This is a genomic window from Agrobacterium sp. GW821-FHT14E08 (assembly GCF_058803865.1).
On the sequence record NZ_JBXAPJ010000001.1, the window covers coordinates 728,729 to 753,656 of the forward strand.

The 24,928-nt window shown below is 60.1% G+C and carries 20 protein-coding genes; 5 read left to right on the forward strand and 15 right to left on the reverse strand.

All coding sequences use genetic code 11. The features are described from left to right. The first annotated feature begins 36 nt into the window (after positions 1–36). Positions 37–3,540: a DNA polymerase III subunit alpha gene (dnaE, locus tag AC1ROR_RS03560; protein WP_498588607.1), complete on the forward strand. Its 3,504-nt coding sequence runs from the start codon at positions 37–39 to the stop codon at positions 3,538–3,540. Between the two features lie 21 nt (positions 3,541–3,561). Here dnaE and AC1ROR_RS03565 read toward each other — a convergent pair whose 3' ends face one another. From AC1ROR_RS03565 to AC1ROR_RS03575, 3 genes are all read right to left on the reverse strand, one after another. Beyond that, positions 3,562–4,800 (reverse strand): L,D-transpeptidase family protein, encoded by a 1,239-nt coding sequence (locus tag AC1ROR_RS03565; RefSeq protein WP_498588608.1) that lies wholly within the window; start codon positions 4,798–4,800, stop codon positions 3,562–3,564. Positions 4,801–4,967: 167 nt separating this feature from the next. After that, a complete protein-coding gene (locus AC1ROR_RS03570) occupies positions 4,968–6,251 on the reverse strand; it encodes a DNA polymerase IV (protein ID WP_498588609.1) in 1,284 nt (427 codons plus the stop codon). Positions 6,252–6,321: 70 nt separating this feature from the next. After that, the gene (locus AC1ROR_RS03575) at positions 6,322–6,630 is read right to left on the reverse strand and encodes a DUF3572 domain-containing protein (RefSeq protein WP_498588610.1); all 309 of its coding nucleotides are present in this window, start codon (positions 6,628–6,630) and stop codon (positions 6,322–6,324) included. Positions 6,631–6,761: 131 nt separating this feature from the next. Here AC1ROR_RS03575 and AC1ROR_RS03580 point away from each other — a divergent pair, with 131 nt between their 5' ends. Together AC1ROR_RS03580 and AC1ROR_RS03585 are read left to right on the forward strand one after the other, a co-directional pair. Continuing rightward, complete coding sequence (locus tag AC1ROR_RS03580) at positions 6,762–7,133, forward strand: response regulator (RefSeq protein WP_003496409.1); 372 nt, start codon at positions 6,762–6,764, stop codon at positions 7,131–7,133. An 18-nt stretch (positions 7,134–7,151) separates the two neighbouring features. Continuing rightward, positions 7,152–8,522, forward strand: coding sequence for a PleD family two-component system response regulator (locus AC1ROR_RS03585; RefSeq protein ID WP_498588611.1), 1,371 nt, complete (start codon positions 7,152–7,154; stop codon positions 8,520–8,522). Between the two features lie 537 nt (positions 8,523–9,059). Here AC1ROR_RS03585 and AC1ROR_RS03590 read toward each other — a convergent pair. From AC1ROR_RS03590 to topA, 7 genes are all read right to left on the reverse strand, one after another. After that, positions 9,060–9,638: a dihydrofolate reductase family protein gene (locus AC1ROR_RS03590; protein ID WP_498588612.1), complete on the reverse strand. Its 579-nt coding sequence runs from the start codon at positions 9,636–9,638 to the stop codon at positions 9,060–9,062. Positions 9,639–9,959: 321 nt separating this feature from the next. After that, positions 9,960–10,127 carry a 50S ribosomal protein L33 gene (gene rpmG, locus AC1ROR_RS03595; RefSeq protein ID WP_003496403.1) on the reverse strand — a complete coding sequence of 56 codons (168 nt, stop codon included), beginning with the start codon at positions 10,125–10,127 and terminating at the stop codon, positions 9,960–9,962. 89 nt (positions 10,128–10,216) lie between these two features. After that, positions 10,217–11,380 (reverse strand): MFS transporter, encoded by a 1,164-nt coding sequence (locus tag AC1ROR_RS03600; protein WP_167377521.1) that lies wholly within the window; start codon positions 11,378–11,380, stop codon positions 10,217–10,219. A 17-nt stretch (positions 11,381–11,397) separates the two neighbouring features. Further along, positions 11,398–12,024 (reverse strand): NUDIX hydrolase, encoded by a 627-nt coding sequence (locus AC1ROR_RS03605; RefSeq protein ID WP_498589165.1) that lies wholly within the window; start codon positions 12,022–12,024, stop codon positions 11,398–11,400. 62 nt (positions 12,025–12,086) lie between these two features. Then, positions 12,087–12,530 carry a DUF983 domain-containing protein gene (locus tag AC1ROR_RS03610; RefSeq protein ID WP_498588613.1) on the reverse strand — a complete coding sequence of 148 codons (444 nt, stop codon included), beginning with the start codon at positions 12,528–12,530 and terminating at the stop codon, positions 12,087–12,089. Between the two features lie 59 nt (positions 12,531–12,589). Then, positions 12,590–14,944 carry a ribonuclease R gene (gene rnr, locus AC1ROR_RS03615; protein WP_498588614.1) on the reverse strand — a complete coding sequence of 785 codons (2,355 nt, stop codon included), beginning with the start codon at positions 14,942–14,944 and terminating at the stop codon, positions 12,590–12,592. Continuing rightward, complete coding sequence (gene topA / locus AC1ROR_RS03620) at positions 14,941–17,625, reverse strand: type I DNA topoisomerase (RefSeq protein WP_498588615.1); 2,685 nt, start codon at positions 17,623–17,625, stop codon at positions 14,941–14,943. The genes rnr and topA overlap by 4 nt, the downstream gene beginning before the upstream one ends. A 258-nt stretch (positions 17,626–17,883) precedes the next feature. On the opposite strand from topA, the gene AC1ROR_RS03625 reads away from it, so the two are divergent. Then, on the forward strand, positions 17,884–18,114 hold the full coding sequence (locus tag AC1ROR_RS03625; protein ID WP_080722814.1) for a hypothetical protein: 231 nt from the start codon (positions 17,884–17,886) through the stop codon (positions 18,112–18,114). Here the strand turns inward: AC1ROR_RS03625 and dprA are convergent. The 5 genes from dprA to AC1ROR_RS03650 form a co-directional block, all read right to left on the reverse strand. Then, entirely contained in the window at positions 18,070–19,209 is a 1,140-nt protein-coding gene (gene dprA, locus AC1ROR_RS03630) for a DNA-processing protein DprA (RefSeq protein ID WP_498588616.1), read from the reverse strand. The genes AC1ROR_RS03625 and dprA overlap by 45 nt on opposite strands. Positions 19,210–19,230: 21 nt before the next feature. Then, on the reverse strand, positions 19,231–19,848 hold the full coding sequence (plsY, locus tag AC1ROR_RS03635; protein WP_167377421.1) for a glycerol-3-phosphate 1-O-acyltransferase PlsY: 618 nt from the start codon (positions 19,846–19,848) through the stop codon (positions 19,231–19,233). 48 nt (positions 19,849–19,896) lie between these two features. Beyond that, a complete protein-coding gene (locus AC1ROR_RS03640; RefSeq protein ID WP_498588617.1) occupies positions 19,897–21,189 on the reverse strand; it encodes a dihydroorotase in 1,293 nt (430 codons plus the stop codon). Further along, positions 21,186–22,127: an aspartate carbamoyltransferase catalytic subunit gene (locus AC1ROR_RS03645; protein WP_003521487.1), complete on the reverse strand. Its 942-nt coding sequence runs from the start codon at positions 22,125–22,127 to the stop codon at positions 21,186–21,188. The genes AC1ROR_RS03640 and AC1ROR_RS03645 overlap by 4 nt, the downstream gene beginning before the upstream one ends. Before the next feature lie 295 nt (positions 22,128–22,422). Continuing rightward, positions 22,423–22,854 (reverse strand): DUF6841 family protein, encoded by a 432-nt coding sequence (locus AC1ROR_RS03650; RefSeq protein ID WP_080834208.1) that lies wholly within the window; start codon positions 22,852–22,854, stop codon positions 22,423–22,425. Positions 22,855–23,182: 328 nt separating this feature from the next. On the opposite strand from AC1ROR_RS03650, the gene AC1ROR_RS03655 reads away from it, so the two are divergent. Beyond that, positions 23,183–24,835: an acyl-CoA dehydrogenase family protein gene (locus tag AC1ROR_RS03655; protein WP_035217610.1), complete on the forward strand. Its 1,653-nt coding sequence runs from the start codon at positions 23,183–23,185 to the stop codon at positions 24,833–24,835. Positions 24,836–24,928: the final 93 nt, after the last annotated feature.

Sequence of the window (24,928 nt, forward strand, 5' to 3'; positions counted from 1 at the left end):
AATCGCCCCCTCGATTCAGAATGACAGGACGACGATATGGGCGATACGGTTGTGCGTGGAGAAACCTCTGGCGGAACGCTGAAAACCCCTGGTTTTGTCCATTTGCGGGTACATTCCGCCTACTCCCTGCTTGAGGGGGCCTTGCCCCTCAAGAAAATCATGTCCAAGGCCGTTGCTGACGGTCAGCCGGCCATCGCCATTACCGACACCAACAATCTTTTCGTTGCGCTGGAGTTTTCCGAAAAGGCGCGCGATGAGGGCCTGCAGCCGATCATCGGCTGTCAGGTGTCGATTGACATGCAGGATGCGGCGGATGATCGCCGCAACCATAATAGCCACCTCACGAAGCTTCCCGCCATCGTGCTTCTGGCTGCCAATGCCGAAGGATACGAGCGGCTGGTGGATCTGATCAGCCGCGCCTATCTGGACGGTGAGGGCAGCGGTGGCCATTCAGTGCATATTACCCGTGCGTGGCTGGAGGAAGCCTCCAATGCCGGGCTGATCGCGTTGACGGGTGCCTCCAGCGGTCCCGTTGATATGGCCCTGAAGGAAGGGCATGCATCCCAGGCAAAAGAACGCCTGCTGACGCTGAAGTCGCTCTTCGGTGACAGTCTCTACATCGAATTGCAGCGCCAGTCCGGTTACGACCGCGCCCATGAGCGGCGGCTGATCGGACTTGCCTATGAACATGATATTCCGCTGGTTGCCACCAATGAGGCGTTTTTCCCTTCAAAGGCCGATTACGAGGCCCATGATGCGTTGATGGCGGTGGCGCACAATGCCATCGTTTCCGATGACAGCCGGTTTCGCCTGACCCCCGACCATTATCTGAAAAACCGCGACGAGATGACGGCGTTGTTTGCCGACCTTCCCGAGGCGCTGGAAAACACCATCGAGATCGCCCTGCGTTGCTCCTATGTGCTGAAGAAGCGCGGACCGATCCTGCCGCGCTTTACCGGCGCCAGCGACGATCCCGAGGCGGCGGAACGGGCCGAATCCGATGAGCTGCGCCGGCAGGCGGTGGAAGGGCTGGATCAGCGCCTTGCAGCGCTCGGCATGGCTGAGGGCTATACCGAGCAGGATTATCGCGAAAGGCTCGATTTCGAGCTCGGCGTTATCGAGCGCATGCGGTTTCCCGGCTACTTCCTCATCGTTGCCGACTTCATCAAATGGGCCAAGCAGCAGGATATTCCGGTGGGTCCCGGCCGCGGTTCAGGTGCCGGATCACTTGTCGCCTATGCGCTGACCATCACCGATGTCGACCCCCTTCGCTTCTCGCTGCTGTTCGAACGCTTCCTGAACCCTGAACGCGTGTCGATGCCCGACTTCGATATCGACTTCTGCCAGGATCGCCGTGAAGAGGTGATCCGCTACGTGCAGCGCAAATATGGCCGCGAGCAGGTGGCGCAGATCATCACCTTCGGTTCGCTGCAGGCGCGCGCGGCCTTGCGCGACGTCGGCCGCGTGCTGGAAATGCCCTATGGGCAGGTGGACAAGATCTGCAAGCTGGTGCCCAACAACCCGGCCAATCCGACGCCGCTGTCGAAAGCGATCGAGGAGGAGCCGCGCCTGCAGGAGGAGGCCGACAAGGAGCCGGTCGTCGCCCGTCTGCTGGATATAGCCCAGAAGATCGAGGGGCTTTACCGCCACGCTTCCACCCATGCCGCCGGTATCGTCATCGGCGACCGGCCGCTGTCGAAGCTGGTGCCGATGTATCGCGATCCGCGCTCGGACATGCCGGTCACCCAGTTCAACATGAAATGGGTCGAAAGCGCCGGCCTCGTCAAATTCGACTTCCTCGGTCTGAAGACGCTGACGGTGCTGAAGGTGGCCGTCGATTTCGTTGCCAAGCGTGGCATCAAGGTCGATCTTGCCGCCATTCCGCTGGATGACGCCAAAACCTACGAGATGCTCTCGCGCGGCGAAACCATCGGCGTGTTCCAGGTGGAAAGTGCCGGCATGCGCAAGGCGCTGATCGGCATGCGCCCGGACTGCATCGAGGATATCATCGCGCTGGTGGCGCTTTATCGTCCGGGACCGATGGAAAACATCCCGGTCTATAATGCCCGCAAACATGGCGAGGAGGAACTGGAGTCCATCCACCCCACCATCGACCATCTGCTCAAGGAAACGCAGGGCGTTATCGTCTACCAGGAACAGGTGATGCAGATCGCCCAGGTTCTCTCCGGTTACTCGCTTGGCGAGGCCGATCTTCTGCGCCGCGCCATGGGCAAGAAGATCAAGGAGGAGATGGACAAGCAGCGCGAGCGTTTCGTCGATGGCGCCATCAAGAACGGCGTGTCGAAACCGCAGGCCGATACCATCTTCGACCTCCTGGCGAAGTTCGCCAATTACGGCTTCAACAAGAGCCATGCCGCAGCCTACGCCATCGTGTCCTACCAGACCGCCTATATGAAGGCGCATTATCCGGTGGAGTTCCTGGCGGCCTCCATGACGCTCGATATGGCGAACACGGAAAAGCTCAACGATTTCCGCCAGGATGCCGGCCGCCTTGGTATCGAGGTCGTCGCACCTTCGGTGCAGACCTCCTTCCGGCAATTCGAGACGGGAGAAAACCGCATCTATTATTCGCTGGCCGCCATCAAGGGCGTGGGCGAGGGGGCGGTGGAGCACATCGTCTCCGTACGCGATGGCAAGCCCTTTACGAGCCTTGAGGATTTCTGCCTGCGCATCGACCCCAAGCAGATCAACCGGCGTGTGCTGGAAAGCCTTATCAATGCCGGCGGTTTTGATTGTTTCGGCCGCGACCGCGCTGAAATGATCGGCGGGCTGGACCGGATCATCGGTTATTCGCAGCGCGCTCAGGAAAGCCGTGTCACCGGCCAGTCTGACATGTTCGGCTCCGGCGGCGCGAATGGGCCGGAAAAGCTCGTGCTGCCTGCCTTCCAGCCCTGGCTTGCCTCGGAAAAACTGCTGCGCGAATATCAGGTGCTCGGTTTTTACCTGACCGCCCACCCTCTCGATACCTATCGCCCTGTGCTGGAGAAATTGCGGGTGCAGAATTTCGCCGATTTTTCAGCAGCGGTGAAACAGGGGGCGACCGCCGGGCGTCTGGCCGGGACGGTGACCGGCAAGCAGGAGCGCAAGACGCGCACCGGCAACAAGATGGGCATCGTCACTTTTTCGGATGCCTCAGGCCAATATGAGGCGGTGCTGTTTTCGGAAGGGCTCGGCCAGTTCCGCGATCTGCTCGAGGTCGGCAAATCGCTGGTCATCACTGTGCAGGCGGAAGAGCGTCCGGAAGGTATCGGCCTTCGCATCCAGACGGCGCAATCCTTGGAAGAGAAATCTGTGCAGATGCAGAAGGCATTGCGCGTTTACGTGCGCGATTCCGGCCCGTTGAAAACCGTGGCACGCCACCTCAACACCAAGGGTGACGGCTCGGTCTATTTCATCGTCATCAAGGATGAGGGCAGCCGCGAGATCGAGGTGGAACTGACGGAAAAATACCGTATCTCGCCGGAGATCGCCGCTGCGCTGCGGTCTGCACCAGGTGTCGTCGATGTGGAGCTGGTGTGAGGCTCAAGCCTCACTCATCACTCATACCGGCCCTTCTCTCGTCACGGTGATGAAGTCCGTGCCGGCGCCTGTCTCCATCTGGTGGCTGAGATCGGAAACCGTGATCGAACTGCCGCTTGTAAGCTCCTGCTCGATCCGACTGCGTATCTCCGTGGGAATTTCGAGTCGGCTAAGCACGGCGCTCAACTGATCGAAACCGCCCGGCGCTTCGGTAACGGAGATGCCGAGCCGCCTGCGGGCCGCCGCCGGTAGGTGGTTTTCCAGCGTCACGCCGTTCCATTCGGCGGTGCCTTTTGCGCGGTCCACCGAAACAGCCTCGAAGAAATGGGTTCCGAGCGCCACTTCAGGATCCTTGATGTCGATGGCGGCCTCGAACAGCGGCTTGAAATCCTGCCGCACCATGATCTGGCCGCTTGGGGGATGGTCTTCCCCGGCGGAAGCGTAGAGCGCTGTCACAAAAGCGTCGGTCAGAAGCGGGCCCGTGGTTTTCAGCCCTTTCCAGCGTTTGAAACCGTTGATGGCGCTGATCGTCATCTCTCCGGCATAACCGTCCGCAGAACCGGCATCGAAGCCGAGGCGGGTCAGCACGGTCTGAATATCCATCACCTTTTCCCGTTCGCCGCGCCGCGTAATGAGAATGCGCAGGGGGGAGGATTCCCTAGCCTTTGCGGTGGGTTTAAGGGAATTCGTCTTTTCATTGACGGCAACCTCGACCGTGCCCAATGCAGCATCGAAGGTCGCCGGGCGCAGCTCGACGTCGGATAGAAGCAGCTTGCCGTCATCGCCATCGTCGCGCGGCTCAAACAGCGCCGGATGCTGCACGAAGCGCAGCGAGACCGGCCGGTCGGTGATGATGACATGCACGCCGCGCTGGGTGTCTCCGAAGAGTGACTTTGCGAATTTGGAGGGCAGGCGCACGCAACCATGCGAGGCCGGATAATTCGGCACCTTGCCTTCGTGGAGTGCTATTCCGGACCATGTCAGCCGCTGCATGAACGGCATCGGCGCGGCGGAGTAAATATTCGATTCGTGGTATTTGCGCTTTTCTAGGATAGAAAATATGCCGCTCGGTGTCTCGTGACCGGCCTTGCCGGTTGAGACTTTCGATGTGGCGATGATCTCGCCATTTTCATATAGCGCCAGCGACTGATCGTTTTTCGAAACGAGGATTTGCAGCGACCTGCTGTCGGCGGCAAGTGCTGGAAAGGCAAGAATGCTGGCCGACAGCATGCCGGTCAGAAGACTGAGGCGAAGGGACATGACGCAATACACCACATGTACAAAACTTCCCTCACTCAACCATGTGAAGTTTAATGAAGTTTAAGGGTGGGGCAGCTGCAACATCACTAATTTGTGTAAAATCTAAAATAAGTAGGCCCGGCGATGGACGGCGCTTGCGCAGCTCCCGCATATCGGACCCCAGGCTGTTATTTGCGTGTGCCGAATGTATAGCCGGTCTCGACACTGCCCTTGCCGAATTTGTCGCGCAGCTTGTCCATGGCCGCTTCCGCCGCTGCTCGCCGCCCGGCCTGCCTGTCGACGAGATCGGGAGGATCGGCAAGGCCCGCATCGCGCAGATCGCTGACGCCGATGCCGAGCAATCGGAATTTGGTGCCGTCGGTCTCCTTTTCCAGCATTGAGAGGCCGGTGCGGAATATCCGGTCGGCAAGCTGGGTGGGGTCATCAAGCTTGCGGTTGCGGGTGCGGATCTTGAAGTCGGATGTCTTCATTTTCAACACCACCGTCTGGCCGGCAATGCCGTTCTTCTTCAGTCGCCAGGCCACTTTTTCGGAAAGCGAGCGCAGGATCGGGACGAGATCGTCGTGGCGGGAAATGTCGTTGAAGAAGGTGGTTTCGGAAGACACGCTTTTGACCGGGTCGTTGTCGTGCACATGCCGCTCGTCGATGCCGCGCGAAAGCCGGAAGAGCCTTTGTCCCATCACGCCGTAACGGCGCATCAGATCGCCTTCCTCCATCTCCTGCAACTGACCCACCAGCCGGATGCCATCCGCCTCCAGCGTTGCTGCAAATGCCTTGCCGACACCCCAGATTGTCGTCACCGGCCGAGTTGCGAGAAAGGAAAGCGCCTCCGCTTCCCCGATCACCGAAAAACCACGGGGTTTTTTGAGGTCGGATGCGACCTTGGCCAGAAACTTGCAGTAGGACAGCCCGGCCGACACGGTCACGCCGACCTCTTTTTCCACCCGCTTTGCGAATTTTGCCAGCACGCGGGCCGGTGGATCGTGGTGAAGCCTCTCGGTTCCGGAAAGGTCGAGAAACGCTTCGTCTATGGAAAGCGGCTGCACAAGCGGCGTCAATTCCTGCATCATGGCTCTGATTTCGCGCCCGACGCGGCTGTATTTTTCCATATCGGGCTTGATGACCACCGCATCCGGACAGGCTTCCAGCGCCTTGAACATCGGCATGGCGGAACGTACACCCTGAATACGGGCAATGTAACAGGCGGTGGAAACCACACCGCGCTTTCCACCGCCAACGATGACCGGCTTGTCGGCAAGCTCGGGATTGTCGCGTTTCTCGACGGAGGCGTAAAAGGCGTCGCAATCGATATGGGCGATGCTGAGATCATAGAGTTCGTCATGGTAGACGAGGCGCGGACTGCCGCAGCTACGGCAACGCCTCAGCCCGGCTGGCTGGCCGGCCAGACAGTCTCGGCAAAAACCGGGATCATAGTGGTGCGACGTAAGCATGAACCGAAAACAAAACCAGAACGTCGCCGACCATACTCCGGTGGTGTCCTTGGCTCAAGTGGCTGGCCTGTCAATACACGCCTGAATCCAGCCCCGGCCCGGAAAAATGGTGCCAGGCGGCGGTCACGGTTTCGGGGGATGTATCCGTCGCGGCGCAGAAGGCCATGAGATCGGGCTCGTGGCTCATCAGAAAATCGGTGAGGCCTGCCAGAAAGCCGGGATCGTTGACGGCCTGGCGCAGCATGTTGGCCTGCAATCCGCTCAGCGCCAGAAAACGCGCCAGCATGTCCGGCTCGTTTGCCAGCCAGCCAAGTATGGCGGCCGCCGTTTCTTGCGGATCTTTGTCGCCATTGCCTTTGTTTTTCGTATCGCGCAGCATTTCTTCCCCGAAGTTACCTATTTTGAAACCAAATCCCTCTAGCCTTGCGCAACAAATGGACGATGGAATCGGTTCTCTGACAACTTATATGTCTGGGTGAAGGTTTCAAAGTGAAACGGGGACTGCTCACCATGCCCAAGCAGGTCATGATAGTCGAAGACAACGAGCTGAACATGAAGCTCTTTCGCGACCTGATCGAGGCGTCTGGCTATACGACGATCCAGACCCGCAACGGCATGGAAGCGCTGGACCTTGCCCGCAAGCACCGCCCGGACCTCATTCTCATGGATATTCAGCTGCCGGAAGTGTCGGGGCTGGAAGTGACGAAGTGGCTGAAGGAGGATGACGAGCTGCATGTCATTCCGGTCATCGCCGTCACGGCATTTGCCATGAAGGGCGATGAGGAGCGCATTCGTCAGGGCGGATGTGAGGCCTATGTGTCGAAACCGATCTCCGTTCCGAAATTCATCGAAATCATCAAGACCTATCTTGGCGATGCATAAGGCGACTGGGGAACTGTTATGACGGCGAGAGTTCTGGTTGTTGACGACATACCCGCAAACGTCAAGCTTCTCGAGGCGCGGCTGCTGGCGGAGTATTTCGACGTTGTGACTGCCGAGGATGGCTTCAAGGCGCTGGCGATCTGCGATGAGGAACAGGTCGATATCATCCTGCTCGACATCATGATGCCGGGCATGGATGGGTTCGAAGTTTGCGAGCGCCTGAAGGCCAACCCCAAAACGGCGCATATTCCCGTTGTCATGGTCACCGCGCTGGATCAACCGTCCGACCGCGTGCGCGGCCTGAAGGCCGGCGCCGACGATTTTCTGACCAAGCCGGTCAACGACCTCCAGCTGATTGCCCGTGTTAAAAGCCTGGTGCGTCTGAAAGCCGTCAGTGACGAGTTGCGGGCGCGCGCCGAAACGGCAAGGCAGATCGGCATCGAAGAGATGCTGCGCAGCGACGGCCTCATGCAGACGCCCGGTCGCGTTCTTGTGGCGGATGGCCGCGCCAGCTCGCAGGAGCGCATCATACGGGCGTTGAAGCCGGTCGCCGAGGTCGATGCCGTCACCGAGCCGCAGGCGGCGCTGCTGAAGGCGGCGAGCAACCCCTTCGAGCTTGTCATCGTCAACTCCAATTTCGAAGATTACGATCCGCTGCGACTGTGCTCACAGCTCCGCTCGCTGGAGCGCACCCGTTTCCTGCCGCTGCTCCTGGTGGCGGAGCAGGGGGCGGACGATGTGGTAGCGCGGGCGCTCGATCTCGGCGTGAATGACTATATTCTCCGCCCGATCGATCCGAACGAGCTTGTCGCCCGCTCGCTCACGCAGATCAGGCGCAAGCGCTATAACGAGCATCTGCGGCTCAATCTCCAGCAAACGATGGAACTTGCCATTGTCGACGGGCTGACCGGCCTCAACAATCGCCGTTATCTCGACAATCATCTCAAGATACTTTTCGACCGTGCCGCCGTCCGTGGTCGACCGATTTCCATTTGCATGACCGACATAGACCGTTTCAAGCTGGTCAATGATACCTATGGCCACGATGTCGGTGACGAAGTCCTGCGGGAATTTGCGACGCGTATTCGCAGCACGGTGCGCGGTGCCGATCTTGCCTGCCGTTATGGCGGGGAAGAATTTGTGGTTGTCATGCCGGATACGCCAATCGAGCTTGCAGCAAGCGTTGCCGAGCGCCTGCGGGCAATCGTTGAGGACAAGCCCTTTTATGTGCGCTCCATCGACCGCGAACTGAGCATTACGGCGTCGCTCGGCATTGCCACCAGCAATGCTGCCTTCGGCACGCCGGACGAGCTTCTGAAACATGCCGACAGGGCTCTCTACGAGGCGAAACACGCCGGGCGCAACCGGGTCGTCGCGGCCGCCGCCTGAACATTCCGGACATGTGAGACGGAAAGTCTTGTCGTCTCTTTTGTGAGATCGCAGCCAACGAATTCAACAGGCTGCTCCGGACACCCAAATCCCTGATCTTGCCCGTATTTTATCTTCTTGCAATGAAGGGGTGAAATTCAGCGGGATTAATAGAGTTCAAGTTGAAAAATACATTGAATTCAATCTGCCGGGAAACTATAGTGTGCCAGCGTTGTATATTTAACCATGTTTTCCAGGTGATGTATCGCTGGCTTAAGAATTTCTTGATTTTTATTTTACTTCTGCGCAAACTCCCTGATGAGAGTAACAGTTCTTCCGGCGGTTTTTCCGTCTTGTGATGATGGGATAATGGCGGCCGACACCGCCGTGGTTTCGCTCGTCAGGGGCTGGTATTGCGTAGTTCGAATGCCCCATGATGCTCAGGTCCGCCGCATCTCCTGAATCGTGGGGTCGGTCGGCTGACGATGTCCGAATCGGTTCCTCGTGCCGTAATCACATCGTTGGCCGACCGCCTTACTCCCGAAATCCGGCTATGCGCTATTCCTGCCCAGAAATTTTCGCCGAAGAGCATCGGTAATGCATGGCAACAACGCCGTTGCTGAGTGGCTTCGCCGAAACCAGCTCGAGCTTTCGCGCGCTCCGTAAGCCGCTCTCATACAGGGTGGGGCCGTGGCCGACGATCCTGGGGTGAACGAGAAACTTGTATTCGTCGATCAAATCCAGCCGATCCAGCTCGGCTGCGAGCTTGCCGCTGCCCAGAAGCACGCCTGCCGGGGTCGCATCCTTGAGGTTCTTCACGCCTGTCCGCAGATCATCGGTGAGGTGGTGGCTATTATTCCATGGGAAGTCGTTTCGCGTTGAGGACACCACGTATTTCGGCTTGGCATCCAGCTTAACCGCCCAGTCACGCATCGGCGGCGGTACGTCCGCTTCGCCGCGAGCGACCGCTGGCCAGTAGCTCTCCATCATCTCGTAGGTGACGCGGCCCCACAGCATCGCTCCGCTATCGTCCATGAGACGAGTGAAGAAGGCGTGTGTCTCGTCGTCGGCGATACCTTCCTGATGGTCGATACAGCCGTCCAAGGTCACGTTGATGCTGAAGGTCAGTCGTCCCATGCAACAAGCATACAATCTTGCGATACCGTCGTCACGTGGTTCAGCTGTGGGTGTTGCGGGCAGCGGAACAACCACTCTGGTGTCAGTCACGGCGATACGTTTCAGATCGTTCCTGCGGCGTGATTGAGTGCTTGTGTTTGTCCGCACACCACGCCTCGCAAGGCGGTGCGAGCGATTGGATTCTTGTCTGCGGTTAAAGTTACTTCGGCTCTGAGTCGCGCCAGGTCGGTGCCATCCGAAAATCGGCAGAGATGCCCGATCCCCGCACAAACAAAAAACGCGCCCGTTGGGCGCGCTTTTGTCGGAGAACCCGATCAAGAATTACTTGATCTTGGTTTCCTTGAATTCGACGTGCTTGCGTACAACCGGGTCGTACTTCGTCTTCGTCATCTTGTCCGTGAACGTACGGCTGTTCTTGGTGGTGACGTAGAAGGTACCGGTGTCGGCTGTCGACAGCAGCTTGATCTTGATTGTTGTAGCTTTCGCCATGGTCGTCCTGCCTTTAAACAAAAGAGAAGCCGCAGGCGCTTCTCACCTCGGCTAAATCTGGCGCGAAACTACGTATCGCGCCTGAAAAGTCAAGTCTGTTTTGCCCGGAAAACAAAACGGAAGCCATAAAGCACCACGTAAAGCCCGAAAAATACGGCAAGCGCCCAGGCGAAACCATCGGTGCCTGCGACATCCATGGAAATGCCGACGGCTTGGGGGCCTGCGATCGTACCCATGGCGTAACAGAAGATGAAGGCGGCGTTGGCGGCAACCAGATCAGCGCCCTTGAGGCGCGATCCCAGGTGCGTAAGGCCGACGGTATACATGCCGGAGACAAGGCCGCCCCAGAACAGCAGCAGGGCTGCCACGAGGATCCAGCTGTCCACCAGCACGGGCAGCGCCAGCGTGCCGCAAACGCCCGCAAAGGCCATCAGCGCGAGCATGGTGCGCCGATCCTTCATCCGGTCCGATAGCAGGCCGATCGGTATCTGGAAGACCATGTTGCCAATGCCCATCACGGTCAGCAGAAGCGCTGCCTGCGATTCGTTGAAGCCCTCACGCGTCGCATAGATGGGGAACAGCGACAGACCGCCCGCCTGCACCGAACCGAACACGAAAGCCGCAGCCGAAGCCATCGGCACCAGCCAGACGTAGCGAACGAAATGGTGGTTGGGCCGCTCATCCAGTTCCGGGCTCTCGCCGCGGGCCATGAAGATGGGAATCGCCGCCAGGAGAATGATTGCCGCCCCGACGATAAAGGGCAGGATACCCTCGCTGCCGACAACGGAGAACAGCAATGGACCGACAGCGAAACCAACCGCAAGCCCTGTGGCATAGATGCCAAGAACCATGCCGCGTTTTTTGGGCGGTGCGGTCATGTTGATCCAGTATTCGGACAGGATGAACAGCGTTGTGGTTGCGCCATGGAAGACGATTCGCAGCGGAAACCACATCCAGAAGGCATCTGCGAAATAAAAACAGAGCGCGCTCAGCGCTGAAACGACGACGGCAAACAGCATGGTTCGGGCCACGCCGAAATCATGGGCGATCTTGGTCGTCACCGGCGCAGCCATCATCGCCGCGACGCCGGCCATGGCCGAATTGACGCCGATCATGGTGGAGGAGATGCCACGCTTCTCAAGGATGATCGACAGGAGCGGCAGGCCAAGACCGATGGCGACACCGACCGCACTGATGGCGGAAATCGCGGCGATCAGTGAGGGCCAGTGAATGGCATCCGCTTCGCATTTCATCTGTGACATAACGGCCTTTATACAAACTCTTGAATGAATCGGCCGTGGCGCGTGAAATAGAGCCGCGCGGGGCTGTCAAAGGGCAGTGAGGGATCACCTATCATGAGTTTTGTGACATCTTCGAGAACCGTGCGCGTGATTTTCGGCATGTTCAGACCGGAAAGGTCATTCATGTCAAGCCATTGCACATTGTGCAGCTCGTCGGAGTCCCGGGTTAGCCGGGTATCCAGCCGCAATTCGTCGGCATAGCAGCAAAAAAATCGGGTGTCGTAACGCCTGATATTGCCGGGCGGGGTAATGGCGCGTGCGACATACCGGAAACAGGAAAGGTCCGGGCCTTCTGCGGCAAGCCCGATATCCACGCCGGTTTCCTCGACAAGTTCACGTGCGGCTGCGAGCGCCAGCGCTCTCGCCCCGGCGATGCTCAGGCGGCGCGCGGCGGAAGCTGTGAGGCTGTCGAGGACGGCGGGATGAAGGTCGCCGGAGAAGGGCAGGGCGTGGTCACGCGGATCGCGTTTGCCGCCGGGAAACACGTAAGCACCTGGCATGAAGACGTGGGCACTGCTGCGCTGGCCCATCAGTACCCGCATCGCAGGCCCGGACCGGTCGAACAGGATGATGGAAGCGGCATCGCGCGGACGCATCGGCGTGCTCGCCGCTCCGGTGCTCATGGGACGCTGGGGCACGTGCAAGTTTCCGCCGGTCGTCAGTGGGAGGAACCGTCTATCTGAGCCTCTGGCTGCTTTCCGTCAAAGCCGTGCATCTTGAGCGCCCATTGCAGCCCGATGACGCCGCCCTTGATCGGTTGCAGCGTCAAAAGTGCGGCCAGAATAGTGATTGGCACCCAGATGGCGAAATGCACCCACATGGGAACGGAAAACACCATATCCGTCATCATGAAACCGCCGACGGCGATGTGGCCGATGATGACGATGGAGATGTAGGGCGGCAAATCATCGGAACGATGGTGATGCATTTCGGCGCCGCAGGCGGCGCAATTGTCCACCGGCTTCAGAAAGGCACGAAACAGGCGGCCGCCGCCGCAGGCGGGGCAGCGGTTCGCCATACCCCGCATGATGGAACGTCCAAGCGGCCGCTCCGCGCTGTTGTCGCCGAAGGTGACCGTTTCCGAGCTCTGATGTGCACTCATCCTGAAGTCCTTCTCCCGTTTCCTTAACCGCCTGTCGCGGTCTTGTTATTGCCGCCGTCCTAACGTCGCCTTCTGGGCGGCCGTGTTCCGGGCTTTGCGGCAGGACGCGATGTCCGCCGGCCCGTCTTGTGGAACGACCGCGTACCGACCGGCATCTTGCGCCCCGGGCTCAGCATATCGAAACGCAGCGCACCCGCCAGTGGCACCGCTTCCGCAAGCCGCACCTGAACCGTGTCACCAAGCTGATAACCGAGACCCGTCTTTTCCCCTGTCAGGGCCTGATGGGCCTCATCGTAGAGGAAATAGTCGGTTCCGAGTGTAGATATAGGAACAAAGCCATCAGCGCCAAACTGCGGAAGCGCGACAAAAAGTCCCGCCTTGGTGACACCGCCGACGCGGCCCTCGAATTCTTCACCCACCCGTTCGGAAAGATGATGTGCGATCAGCCGATTGACGGTGTCGCGCTCGGCCGCCATGGCGCGGCGCTCGAATGTCGAGATTTCGGCGGCGATGTCGTCCAGCGTCGCCTCTTCCTGCGGTGTGATACCGCCTTCGCCGAGGCCCAGAGAACCCACCAGCGCGCGATGCACGATGAGGTCGGCATAACGACGGATCGGTGAGGTGAAATGCGCATATTTCATCAGGTTGAGGCCGAAATGGCCGATATTTTCCGGGCTGTAGATCGCCTGGCTCTGGCTGCGCAGCACCATCTCGTTGACCATGATCTGGTGCGGCGTATCAATGGCGCGCGCCAGAATGCCGTTGAAGGAATTGGCGCGCATGGCCGCACCCTTGGCCATGGATATGCCGATGGTGCCGAGGAATTCGCGCAGCACCTCCTGCTTGGAAAGCGTGGGTGCATCGTGGACGCGATAGACCAGCGGCTGCTTCTTCTTTTCCAGCGTCTCGGCAGCGGCGACGTTGGCCTGGATCATCATTTCCTCGATCAGCTTATGCGCATCGAGACGTTCGGGAATGACGACCTTGTCCACCGTGCCATCGGGCCTGAGCTGAATCTTGCGCTCCGGCATGTCGAGTTCCAGCGGCTGGCGACGGTCGCGGCCGCGCTTCATCACGGCATAGGCATGCCACAGCGGCTTCAGGATCGGTTCCAGCAATGGACCGGTCTTGTCGTCGGGCCGCCCATCAATCGCGGCCTGCGCCTGCTGGTAAGAGAGCTTGGCTGCGCTCTTCATCATGATGCGATGGAAGGTGTGGCCCGCCTTGCGGCCTTCCTTCGAGAAGGTCATACGCACGGCGAGGGCAGGGCGGTCGACGCCTTCCTTCAGCGAGCAGAGATCGTTGGAGATACGCTCTGGCAGCATCGGCACGACACGGTCAGGGAAATAGACCGAGTTGCCGCGCTTCAGCGCCTCGCGGTCGAGCGGTGCGCCTGATCGCACATACCAGGACACATCGGCAATGGCGACCGTGACGATGACGCCATCAGGATTGTCGGGCGAGGTATCCGGTTCGGCATAGACCGCGTCGTCATGATCCTTGGCGTCAGCCGGATCGATGGTGATGAGCGGCAGGTCGCGCCAGTCCTCGCGGTGCGACATGGTTGCGGGCTTGGCAGCATCCGCTTCGGCCAGAACGTTAGACGGGAAGATGTGCGGGATGCCGTGGGCATGGATTGCGATCATCGAGATCGCCTTTTCCGAGGCGACCGAGCCGATGACCGACAAAACCTTTGCCCGCGTCAGCCCATAACGGCCGCTATTGCGCGAGGTTTCCACCTCGATCAGATCGCCGTCCTTGGCGTCGCCGACACCGTCGGGGTCGATCACCATCTCCTCGCCACGCCGGTCGATCGGCATCAGCCGTCCGCCGCCGCCTTCCGTCTGCTTGAACACCCCGAGCAGCGCGTTCTGGCGACGGTCGATCAGCTTTACGACGCGCGCCGTATAGGCCGGGCCGACGCTTTCCTTGGAGGGGAAGATCTTTGCCAGAATACGGTCGCCGAGACCGGCTGCCGGGGCTTTCTTGCCGCGATCCTGCGAAGACTGGCGGATGAGCACGGCAGGTGCCGCGCCCATATCTTCCGGCCATTCCGCCGGCCGGCCGATCAATTCGCCGTCCTTGTCGCGGGTGGTGATGTCGAGAACCGTAACCGGTGGCAGACCGCCCGGCCGTGTCAGCGACTTGCGGCTCTTGTGCACCATGCCATCGACTTCGAGTTCCTTCAGCAGCGCTTTCAGAACGATGCGGTTTTCACCTTTCAGCCCGAAAGCCTTGGCGATTTCGCGCTTGGAAGCCTGCTGCGGATGCTCGGCGATGAATTTCAGCAGCACTTCGCGGGAAGGCACCTCGCCATGGATGATGCCTTCACCTTCGCTCACACGCTTGCCGCGTCCGGTGCGTCCAAAGCCGTCGCTGGCGGAACCCTGTCTCTGACGCGGCGTCTTGCTCACTCTGCTGCCTTCTTGGGTTTGGCTGCTGCCTTCGGCTTGGCGGCCGTCTTGCTCTTGGTTGCTGCCTTGGCTTTCGTCGCCTTCGGTTTTGCGGCGGCATCACCATCAGCCTTCTTGGCGGCAGGCTTCTTGGCCTTGGCAGGCTTGCCGCCGGTGCCGGTCTTGGCAATGCGCTCGGCAATCAGCACCAGCGATTCCTCAAGTGTCACCGAAGCCGGGTCCTGCCCCTTGGGAATGGTGGCGTTGACCTTGCCCCAGTTGACGTAAGCGCCATAACGCCCGTCACGCACGGTGATCGGGCCGCCATCAGGGTGGTCGCCCAACTCCTTCAGCGCTGCCGGCGTGCCGCTGCGGCCGCGTCCCGGTCCCTTGCTCTGCTTTTCGGCAATGACGGTCACGGCGCGGTTGAGACCGATCGAGAACACGTCCTCGATGCTTTCAAGGTTCGCATAGGAACCGTCATGCAGAAGGAACGGCCCATAGCGGCCAAGCCCGGCCGATATCATCTTGCCGGTTTCCGGATGTTTGCCGATATCGCGCGGCAGGTTGATGAGCGCCAAAGCCTTCTCGTGGTCGATATCCTCAGGCTTCCAGCCCTTGGGCAGCGAAGAGCGCTTGGCTTCCTTGCCGTCGCCGCGCTGGATATAGGGTCCGAAACGGCCGGAGCGCAGCGTCAACTCTTCACCGGTCATCGGATCGGCGCCGAGCGCCTTCGGCTCGTTCGAGGCCGCAGCTTCGGCTTCCGAACCATCGGAGGTGAGCTGGCGGGTGTAGTTGCATTCCGGATAGTTGGAGCAACCGACGAAAGCGCCGTATTTGCCGAGCTTCAGCGAGAGATTGCCGGTGCCGCAAACCTGACAGATGCGCGGATCCGAACCATCCTCGCGCTTGGGGAACACCAGCGGAGCCAGAACCTCGTTCAGTGCATCCAGCACGTTGGTGACGCGCAATTCCTTGGTATCTTCGATCTGCGCGAAGAAATCCTTCCAGAAATCGCGCAGCACCTGCTTCCAGTCCAACTCACCAGCGGAAATACGGTCGAGCTTTTCTTCGAGAGCGGCGGTGAAGTCGTATTCGACATATTTCGAGAAGAAGCTTTCAAGGAAAGCCGTCACCAGTCGTCCGCGCGAATGCGGGATGAGCTTGCGCTTGTCGACGATAATATATTCGCGGTCGCTCAGCGTCTTCAACGTTGCCGCATAGGTGGAAGGGCGGCCGATGCCGAGTTCTTCCATCTTCTTGATGAGCGAGGCTTCCGAATAACGCGGCGGCGGTTCGGTGAAGTGCTGGCTGGCATTGATCTTCTGCTTGGCGAGGTTCTCGCGCGCATTGATCTGCGGCAGACGGCCTTCGTCGTCACCGTCGTCGCTCTGCTCGCCATCTTCCTTCTGGTCGGTATAGGCGGCGATGAAACCGTCGAAACGGATTACTGAACCAACGGCACGGAGACCGGCCTTCTCACCGTTCTTGTCCGCAAGGATTTCCACCGTGGTGCGCTCGATTTCGGCCGACGCCATCTGGCTGGCGATACCGCGCTTCCAGATCAGGTCGTAAAGACGCAACTGATCGGCATCGAGATAACGCTTCAGCTGATCCGGCGTACGGTTGAAATCGGTCGGGCGGATCGCCTCATGCGCTTCCTGGGCGTTCTTGGCCTTGGTGGAATAGAAACGCGCCTTTTCCGGCACATAGCGATCGCCGAACTGCTCGCCAATGGCCTGGCGGGCAGCATCGATGGCTTCCGGTGCCATCTGCACGCCGTCAGTACGCATATAGGTGATAAGGCCGACGGTTTCTCCGCCGATGTCGATACCTTCATAAAGCTTCTGTGCTACCTGCATCGTCCGCGAGGCACCAAAGCCCATGCGCGAAGACGCCGCCTGCTGCAAAGTCGAGGTGGTGAAGGGCGGGCCGGGATTGCGCTTGACGGGTTTTGCCTCGACGGAATCGACCACATAGGTCGCGCCTTCCAGCAACACCTTCAGCCGGTTCGCTTCCTCACCGGTCTTGATCCCGCGGCTCTGCAGCCGCTTGCCGTCGGCGGATACCAGCTTGGCCTCGAACTCGTCACCGCGCGGTGTCTTCAGAAGCGCGCTGATGTTCCAGTATTCCTCGGAGACGAAACGCTCGATCTCGGATTCGCGGTCGCAGACGAGGCGCAGCGCAACCGACTGCACGCGGCCGGCGGAACGCGCGCCGGGCAGCTTGCGCCACAGCACCGGCGAGAGGTTGAAGCCGACGAGATAATCCAGCGCGCGGCGGGCGAGATAGGCGTCGACCAGCGGCACGTCTATGTCGCGCGGGTTCGCCATGGCGTCCAGCACCGCCTTTTTGGTGATGGCGTTGAAGACCACGCGCTTCACCGGCTTGTCGCCGAGAACGCGCTTCTTCTTCAAAAGATCGAGAACGTGCCAGGAAATGGCTTCACCTTCGCGATCCGGGTCGGTTGCCAGAATGAGGCCGTCGGAGGCTTTTACCGCATCGGCAATATCCTTCATGCGCTTGGCGGATGCGCTGTCGACCTCCCAGGACATTTCGAAATCCTGGTCGGGCAGCACCGATCCGTCCTTGGCAGGAAGGTCTCTGACATGGCCAAAGGATGCAAGAACCTTATAGCCCGAGCCAAGATACTTGTTGATCGTCTTGGCTTTGGCAGGAGATTCTACGACGACGACATTCATATTGTTTTTCTCTGGAACTGGTCCGTTAACGTGGCCCGATTGCAGCGCAACGCCGCAATTCGCCTTCTTTATAATTCGACATGGACAGGTAATGCCCCCGGGTCAAGAGGCAAGCCCGATTTTATCGCTCCAAGATGATTGCAACCTATGGATAATCTATTGTTGTATTGCAATCTTTGGTAAATTGGTTATGATACCCAACATCATTTGAATCTACTTAATGCTTTTCGTTTCAGGCGGAATTTCCAGGATAAATATATGGTCCCGAACGCGACAGACAATAATGCCGATAATGATGGGACCCGGGAGAACTTGGCTTACATTCGCCAGATGCTGGCAGAACTGCGTCAGGTCGCCAGCCGCGAGGGAGCCGACATGCTGTGTTACCTGATCGAGATGGCCTATGTCGAAGTCGGCGACATCCAGAGCGGACGACGCAAGCTCTCAATCCGCGAGGAGCGAAACCCGACCCCCGGCATGCCGGTTTAACCGCCCGGCTATATCAAGCTCCAGCAGCACCAGATGAACGGTGGCAGCGGAAAAACCCGTGTGGCGGATGATATCGTCCGTATCCACGGGCGAGGGACCGAGAGCGGCGGCGATGATGTTACGCTCGTCGTCCCCTGGTGGTGACATCTCCATGTCGGATCTCGGTTCCTCGATCTTGCGCTCATAGGGCAATTGCGGTTCCATCAGCGGCCGCAGCGCCTCGAGAATATCTGAAGCGCCCGTCGTCAGCATCGCACCTTCCTTGATCAGCCGGTTGGTGCCTTCGCAGCGCGCATCGAGCGGCGAACCGGGCACGGCGAAAACGAGCCGGCCCGCTTCGCCGGCAAGCCGCGCCGTAATCAGCGAACCCGAACGTTCGGCCGCTTCCACGATGACAACGCCGAGGGAGACGCCGGCGATCAGCCGGTTGCGGCGGGGGAAATCCCGGGCGCGCGGTTCCCAGCCAAACGGCATTTCGCTGATCGTCGCGCCGCCCTGATCGTATATCTCCTGCAAAAGCCCGAAATTTTCCTGCGGATAGGGACGGTCAAGGCCGCCCGCCAGCATGGCCACGGTACCGGTTGCAAGGCTTGCCCGGTGTGCGGCCGCGTCTATGCCGCGCGCCAGGCCGGAAGCGATCGTATAACCGGCTCTGCCGCAGTCGCGCGCGAGCATCGCGGCGAATTTCGCGCCGTTGATGGAGGCGTTGCGCGAGCCGACAATACCGATGCATGGTCTTGTTGCGGTGGATGCCGATCCTTTCATGGCGATCAGCGGCGGCGCGCCGTCCAGATGCCGCAGGGCGGAGGGGTAATCCGGCTCGCCGATGCCGACGAAACGCGCCCCGAATTTTTCCGCGGTCTCGATTTCGCCTTCCGCTTCCGCCTGAGTGGCAATGCGGGGGCTGCGCAATGAACCGCCGCGCCTTGAAAGTTCCGGCAGGGCGTCGAGCGCCTTTTCGGCGCTGCCAAAATGATTGATGAGTTCGCGGAAGGTGACTGGGCCGATATTGTCGCTGCGGATCAGCCGCAGCCACGCGACCCGCTGCCGGGAAGAAAGCTCTATGCCCTGCCGTGTCGTTTCCTCATGCGGCATGACATATCCTTAAGACTGGCCTCAGCCCTTTTGTCCGATCCGGCTTTCGGTGCCGGCCAGAAGCCGTGCGATATTTTCGCGGTGCTTCCACCAGGAAATCACGCTCAGCAGCGTTACCAGCAGTGCCGTCTTCTCAGGTCCGAGCACCCAGAGGGCCACGGGAATGATCAGCATGGCCAAAAGCGCCGAGAGTGACGAGTAACGGGTGATGAAGGCGGTTGCGAGCCAGATGAGCGCAAAGGCCAGCATCATCAGGGGGGCGGCCCCCAAAAGCACGCCAATATAGGTGGCTACACCCTTGCCGCCCTTGAAGCCGAGCCACACCGGAAACAGGTGGCCGAGGAAGGCGAAGAAACCGGCGACCAGAGAAGCCTCATAACCCCAGAGCGCATTGGCGACCAGAACCGCCGCCGTGCCCTTCAGCGCGTCGAGCAGCAAAGTCGCTGCGGCGAGCTTCTTGTTGCCGGTGCGCAGCACATTGGTGGCACCAATATTGCCGGAGCCGATCTTGCGCACGTCGCCCAGTCCCGCCATGCGGGTGAGGATGAGGCCGAAGGGTATCGAACCGAACAGGTAACCGATAAGCGCCGCCAGCGCGAGAAGGGCAGGCGCCGTCTGCCAGTCAGTCAAAGCACTCATTCAAACGTCCCCTCTGTCGCGCTGGCCGCGTGATCTCTGTTGGTGATCTTATGCCAAGGAATGAACGGCTTTGCCAGCCACATAAGTGGCGACGGCACGGCCGCTGAAACGGGCATCCTCGAACGGCGTGTTCTTGGATTTGGACACCAGCTGTTCCCTGGTCACAAGCCATGGCTCGTCGAGATCGATGAGCGTGATATCGGCTTTCGCGCCCGCCTTCAGCGTTCCCGCATCCAGTCCGAAAATCTTTGCCGGACGGGTGGAAAGCGCATCGATCAGCCGCATCAGCGGAACCTCGCCGCTGTGGTGGAGGCGCAGCGCTGCCGCCAGCATGGTTTCCAGCCCTACCGCGCCGCTTGCGGCATCCGAAAAGGGCAGGCGCTTGGTGTCGACATCCTGCGGGTCGTGGGAGGAGACAATGATGTCGATGGTGCCGTCCTTCAGCGCCTCCACCATGGCCTTGCGGTCGTCTTCGGCGCGCAGCGGCGGGGAAAGCTTGAAGAAGGTGCGGTATTCGCCGATATCGTTCTCGTTGAGCGTCAGATGGTTGATCGAGATGCCGCAGGTGGCTTTGACGCCCCGCTGCCGCGCAACGCGGATCGCCTCTGCCGATTCCGGTACGGAAATCTTGGCGGCGTGGTAGATCGCCTGAGTCAGCCCGGCAATGCGCAGATCGCGTTCCAGCGGGATGATCTCGGCTTCCTTCGGAACGCCTGACAGCCCGAGCCAGCTTGCGAACAACCCCTCGTTCATGTCGCCGCCGCCGATATATTTGTCGCGGGTTTCGAGCGCGATGACAGCGCCCAGTTCGCGCGCATAGGTCATGGCGCGGCGCAGCACCAGCGTGTCGGAAAGCGCCTTGCGGCCATTGGTGAAGGCAACCGCACCGGCTTCCTTCAGCATGCCGAATTCGGTCATTTCCTCGCCATTGAGGCCCTTGGTCAGGGCCGCTGCCGGATGGACATTGACGATTGCCTTGTCGCGCGCTGTCTTCTTCACATATTCGACGAGTGCGATGTCATCGATAACGGGGTCGGTATCGGGCATCACGATGATGCTGGTGACACCGCCGGCCGCTGCCGCGCGCGCGGCGGATTCGATGGTTTCGCGGTGTTCGGCACCAGGTTCGCCGACGAAGACACGGGCATCCACCAGACCGGGAACGGCCACAAGCCCCTTGCAGTCACGCACGGTCGCGCCTTCCGGTGCGCCCTGATTATGCGCATCCTTGCCCGCGGCCAGAATGGTGCCGTCTGCGCCGATGATCACGCTGCCGGTCTCGTCGAGGTTACGGGACGGATCGACGATGCGGAGGTTCTTGAGAACGGTAACGGCACTCATACGCGCTCACCCTGATTTTGCGAGACAAGCAGGGTTTCCATGACCGCCATGCGCACGGCAACCCCCATTTCCACCTGGCTTTCGATCACGCTCTGCGGACCATCCGCCACGTCGGAGGCGATTTCCACGCCGCGGTTCATCGGGCCGGGATGCATGACCAGCGCATCCTCCTTCGCCGCTTTGAGCTTTTCGGCATCGAGACCGTAATAATGGAAATATTCGCGCACCGAAGGTACGAAGGAGCCGGACATGCGCTCGCGCTGCAGGCGCAGCATCATCACCACATCGGCGTTCTTCAGCCCTTCCTTCATGTCATGGAAAACCTCGACGCTCATGTCGCGGATACCGGAGGGCAAAAGCGTGGCGGGGGCGACGACGCGAACGCGCGCGCCCATCTGGTTGAGCAGGATGATGTTGGAGCGGGCAACGCGCGAATGCAGCACGTCGCCGCAGATCGCCACCGTGATGCCGGACAGTTCGCCCTTGGCGCGGCGGATGGTCAGTGCGTCGAGCAGCGCCTGGGTCGGGTGCTCATGCTGGCCGTCGCCGGCATTGACGACGGAGCAGGCGACCTTCTGCGCGAGGAGGGCTGCGGCGCCGGCGGAGGAGTGGCGAACCACCAGCACATCCGGGCGCATGGCGTTCAGCGTCATCGCCGTATCGATCAGCGTCTCGCCCTTCTTCACCGATGAATTGCCGACCGACATGTTCATCACGTCTGCGCCAAGGCGTTTTCCGGCCAGCTCGAAGGAGGACTGCGTGCGCGTCGAGGCTTCGAAGAACAGGTTGATCTGCGTCAGGCCCCGAAGCGTCGAGGTCTTTTTCTCGCGCTGGCGGCTGATTTTCACCGCCTCGTCGGCCTTGTCGAGAAGCAGGGTAATATCCTGATGGGAAAGCCCCTTGATGCCGAGGAGATGGCGATGGGGGAAGAAGACCATGCGGTTTGCCTCCTGACGGGCGCCGCATTTTCCCGTGAAAATGCCCGGAACGCCCGAATGCTGATCCGTGCGCTCCCATTCGCTGTGAACACGCCTCAGGAGTGCCGCGGAATTCGGTCCTGCGCTCTATAGAGATTGCTTGCCGCAGGGGCAAGCGCCTGCAACGCCTGAAATGAAAACACGGCCATGTTTCCCCAGTCCGCGAGAAGGAGGTGGGTTAGCCGAGGTTACAATCATTCCAGAAGACGCAAGGGTCCGGCAGAATTTCGGCGGGCAACGATGAAGCGAGTGAGCGTCAGATGATGCCATGCTTTTTCAAAAGCGTCTGCTCATCGCCTGAGGCCCAGCCGAAAACTTTCGGCTTCCCATCCAGCGCCTGGACGAAATAGTGAACATCGAAATCGATGGCGAGATCCGATTGGTCCTTGCCGGCAAAGGTTGCCGTCCAGGCGACGTGGGCGACGCAATGATGTTCATCGATGGGCGAAAGGTGGATATCGCGTATCCGCATCCTTTTCGTTCCTATGGCCCTATAGCGCTGATAACCCTTCGTCATGACCTGCTTCAGCTGCTCGTCGTTCTTCCCGGTCATCACCCCGGCAGGCGATGCGGCGATGAAGTCGGAGGCATAAAGGGATGAGACCTCTTCCATATCCATGTCGCCGTTGAGAGACTTGTTGAAAAAGCGCTCATATCGTTCAAAGAGTTTTCTGACGCTTGCCTCCATGGGGCCTTCTCCAAATCTAGCTTTGTTCCTTAAGGTCATGAGCCGAGAGGAGCACTTGAAGGCGCAGAATGCCCAGTGAAGATACCCCACGTGAAATCAACGCCTGCAATGCGCGTCTGTTCCGTCAGGCCGCCGCCGGCTCTCTCATTCGGCACGGGATGCAATCCGTGGCCGCGGCTTGTTTGCATCGCCGTATCTGGCCTGCGGTTGATGCAGTCCGAAAAATGCTCAATGCCCGGTTTTAATCGTCTCAATCGCTTCCTGTGGGCAGGATTTTGCAATATCACCCCACTATGCAATTCGAGTAAAAAGCAGCTAGAAGCAGTTGATGACCCAGAACTCCCGGACAGAAGAAACGCTCGCCGAACTGAACCAGCCAAGCCTCTGGTCCGGTATCAATGCCTATCGTTCCGATCCGCTGATCGTCGACCTCACCTCCGGCCTGTCACGCAATCTGAGAGAAGAGTTCGACCAGCTCGGGCGCTACGTCACCTCGCACGAGGCGCAGGAACTGGCGCGCATGGCCAATCAGGGCGTGCCGCAGCTGCACACCCACGGCCCGCGCGGGGAACGTCTCGATCAGGTGGAATTCCACCCTGCGTGGCACGCGCTGATGCGCCGCTCCATGTCATCGGGCCTTCATTCCAGCGTCTGGGAAAATCTGGCCGAAACACGCGGCAACGAACACAAGGCCCGCGCCACCAAATTCTATCTGACCTCGCAGCTCGAGGCCGGGCATCTCTGCCCGCTGACCATGACCAGCGCCTCCGTCGCCGCCATCATGGCCTCGCCGCGTGTGCAGAAGGAATGGGCGCCGAAGATTTTGTCGCGCAAATATGATTCCTCGCAAAAGCCGGCCCTGCAGAAAACCGCCGTCACCATCGGCATGGGCATGACGGAAAAGCAGGGCGGCACGGATGTGCGCGCCAACCGCACCACGGCCGAGCGCGTGGGTGAGGGCATCTATCGTCTCTCCGGTCACAAATGGTTCCTGTCCGCGCCGATGAGCGACGGTTTCGTCATGCTGGCCCAGATGGGCGACGGCATGGGCTGTTTCCTGGTGCCGCGTTATCTGGAGGATGGTTCAAAGAACGGCCTGCACTTCCAGCGCCTTAAGGACAAGCTCGGCAACCGCTCCAACGCGTCGGCCGAAGTCGAATTCACCGATGCTTTCGGTTATCTTCTCGGTGATCCCGGCAGCGGCATCCGCACCATCCTCGACATGGTGACGCTGACCCGGCTCGATTGCGCGCTGGCGTCGGCCGGCATGATGCGCGCCTCGCTTGCCGAAGCGGTACATTACGCCCGCGGGCGTTCGGTTTTCGGCAAGATGCTGGTCAGCCAGCCGATCATGACGCGCGTTCTCGCCGACATGGCGCTTGATGTGGCTGCCGCAACGGCGCTCTCCTTCCGGCTGGCATCGGCCTTCGACGCCGCGCGTAACAACCCGGCGGAAGCCGCCTATGCGCGGGTCATGACGCCGATCGTGAAATACTGGTGCTGCAAGATCGCGCCGGCGCTCATCTACGAAGCGATGGAATGCCTTGGCGGCAACGGTTACGTGGAAGAGCGGCCGATTGCCCGCCACTACCGTGAAGCACCCGTCAACGCCATCTGGGAAGGCTCCGGTAACGTCATGGCGCTGGATGTGCTGCGTGTTCTTCAGCGTGGCAAGGATCTGTTCGATCTCGTCTTCCAGACGCTGGAGCGGGATCTGGGCGCTGCCGGCAAAAAGACTACCGATGTTCTGCGCGCCGCAATTGCCCTTGCCGAGCGCGATGAAGGGGCGGCCCGCCTGCTGGTGGAGCAATTCGCGCTTGCGGCCGCTGCCGCCGAGCTTTGCCGTCTCGGTGCCGGCAAGATCGCCGATGCTTTCCTGGAAACCCGTCTTGCGGGCGGCTGGCGCCATACTTACGGCATGCTCGATTCCCGCTTCGATCCCAATTATATTATCGATCTTCTCTATCCGCCCGCGTCCTGAGTGACGAAGGGCTGATGGTTGTTGCATTCCCGGCGGGAGGGGGCTCGGATTTGAAAAAAAGCGGTGGCGTGGAGCGTGCATTTATCTGTCGTG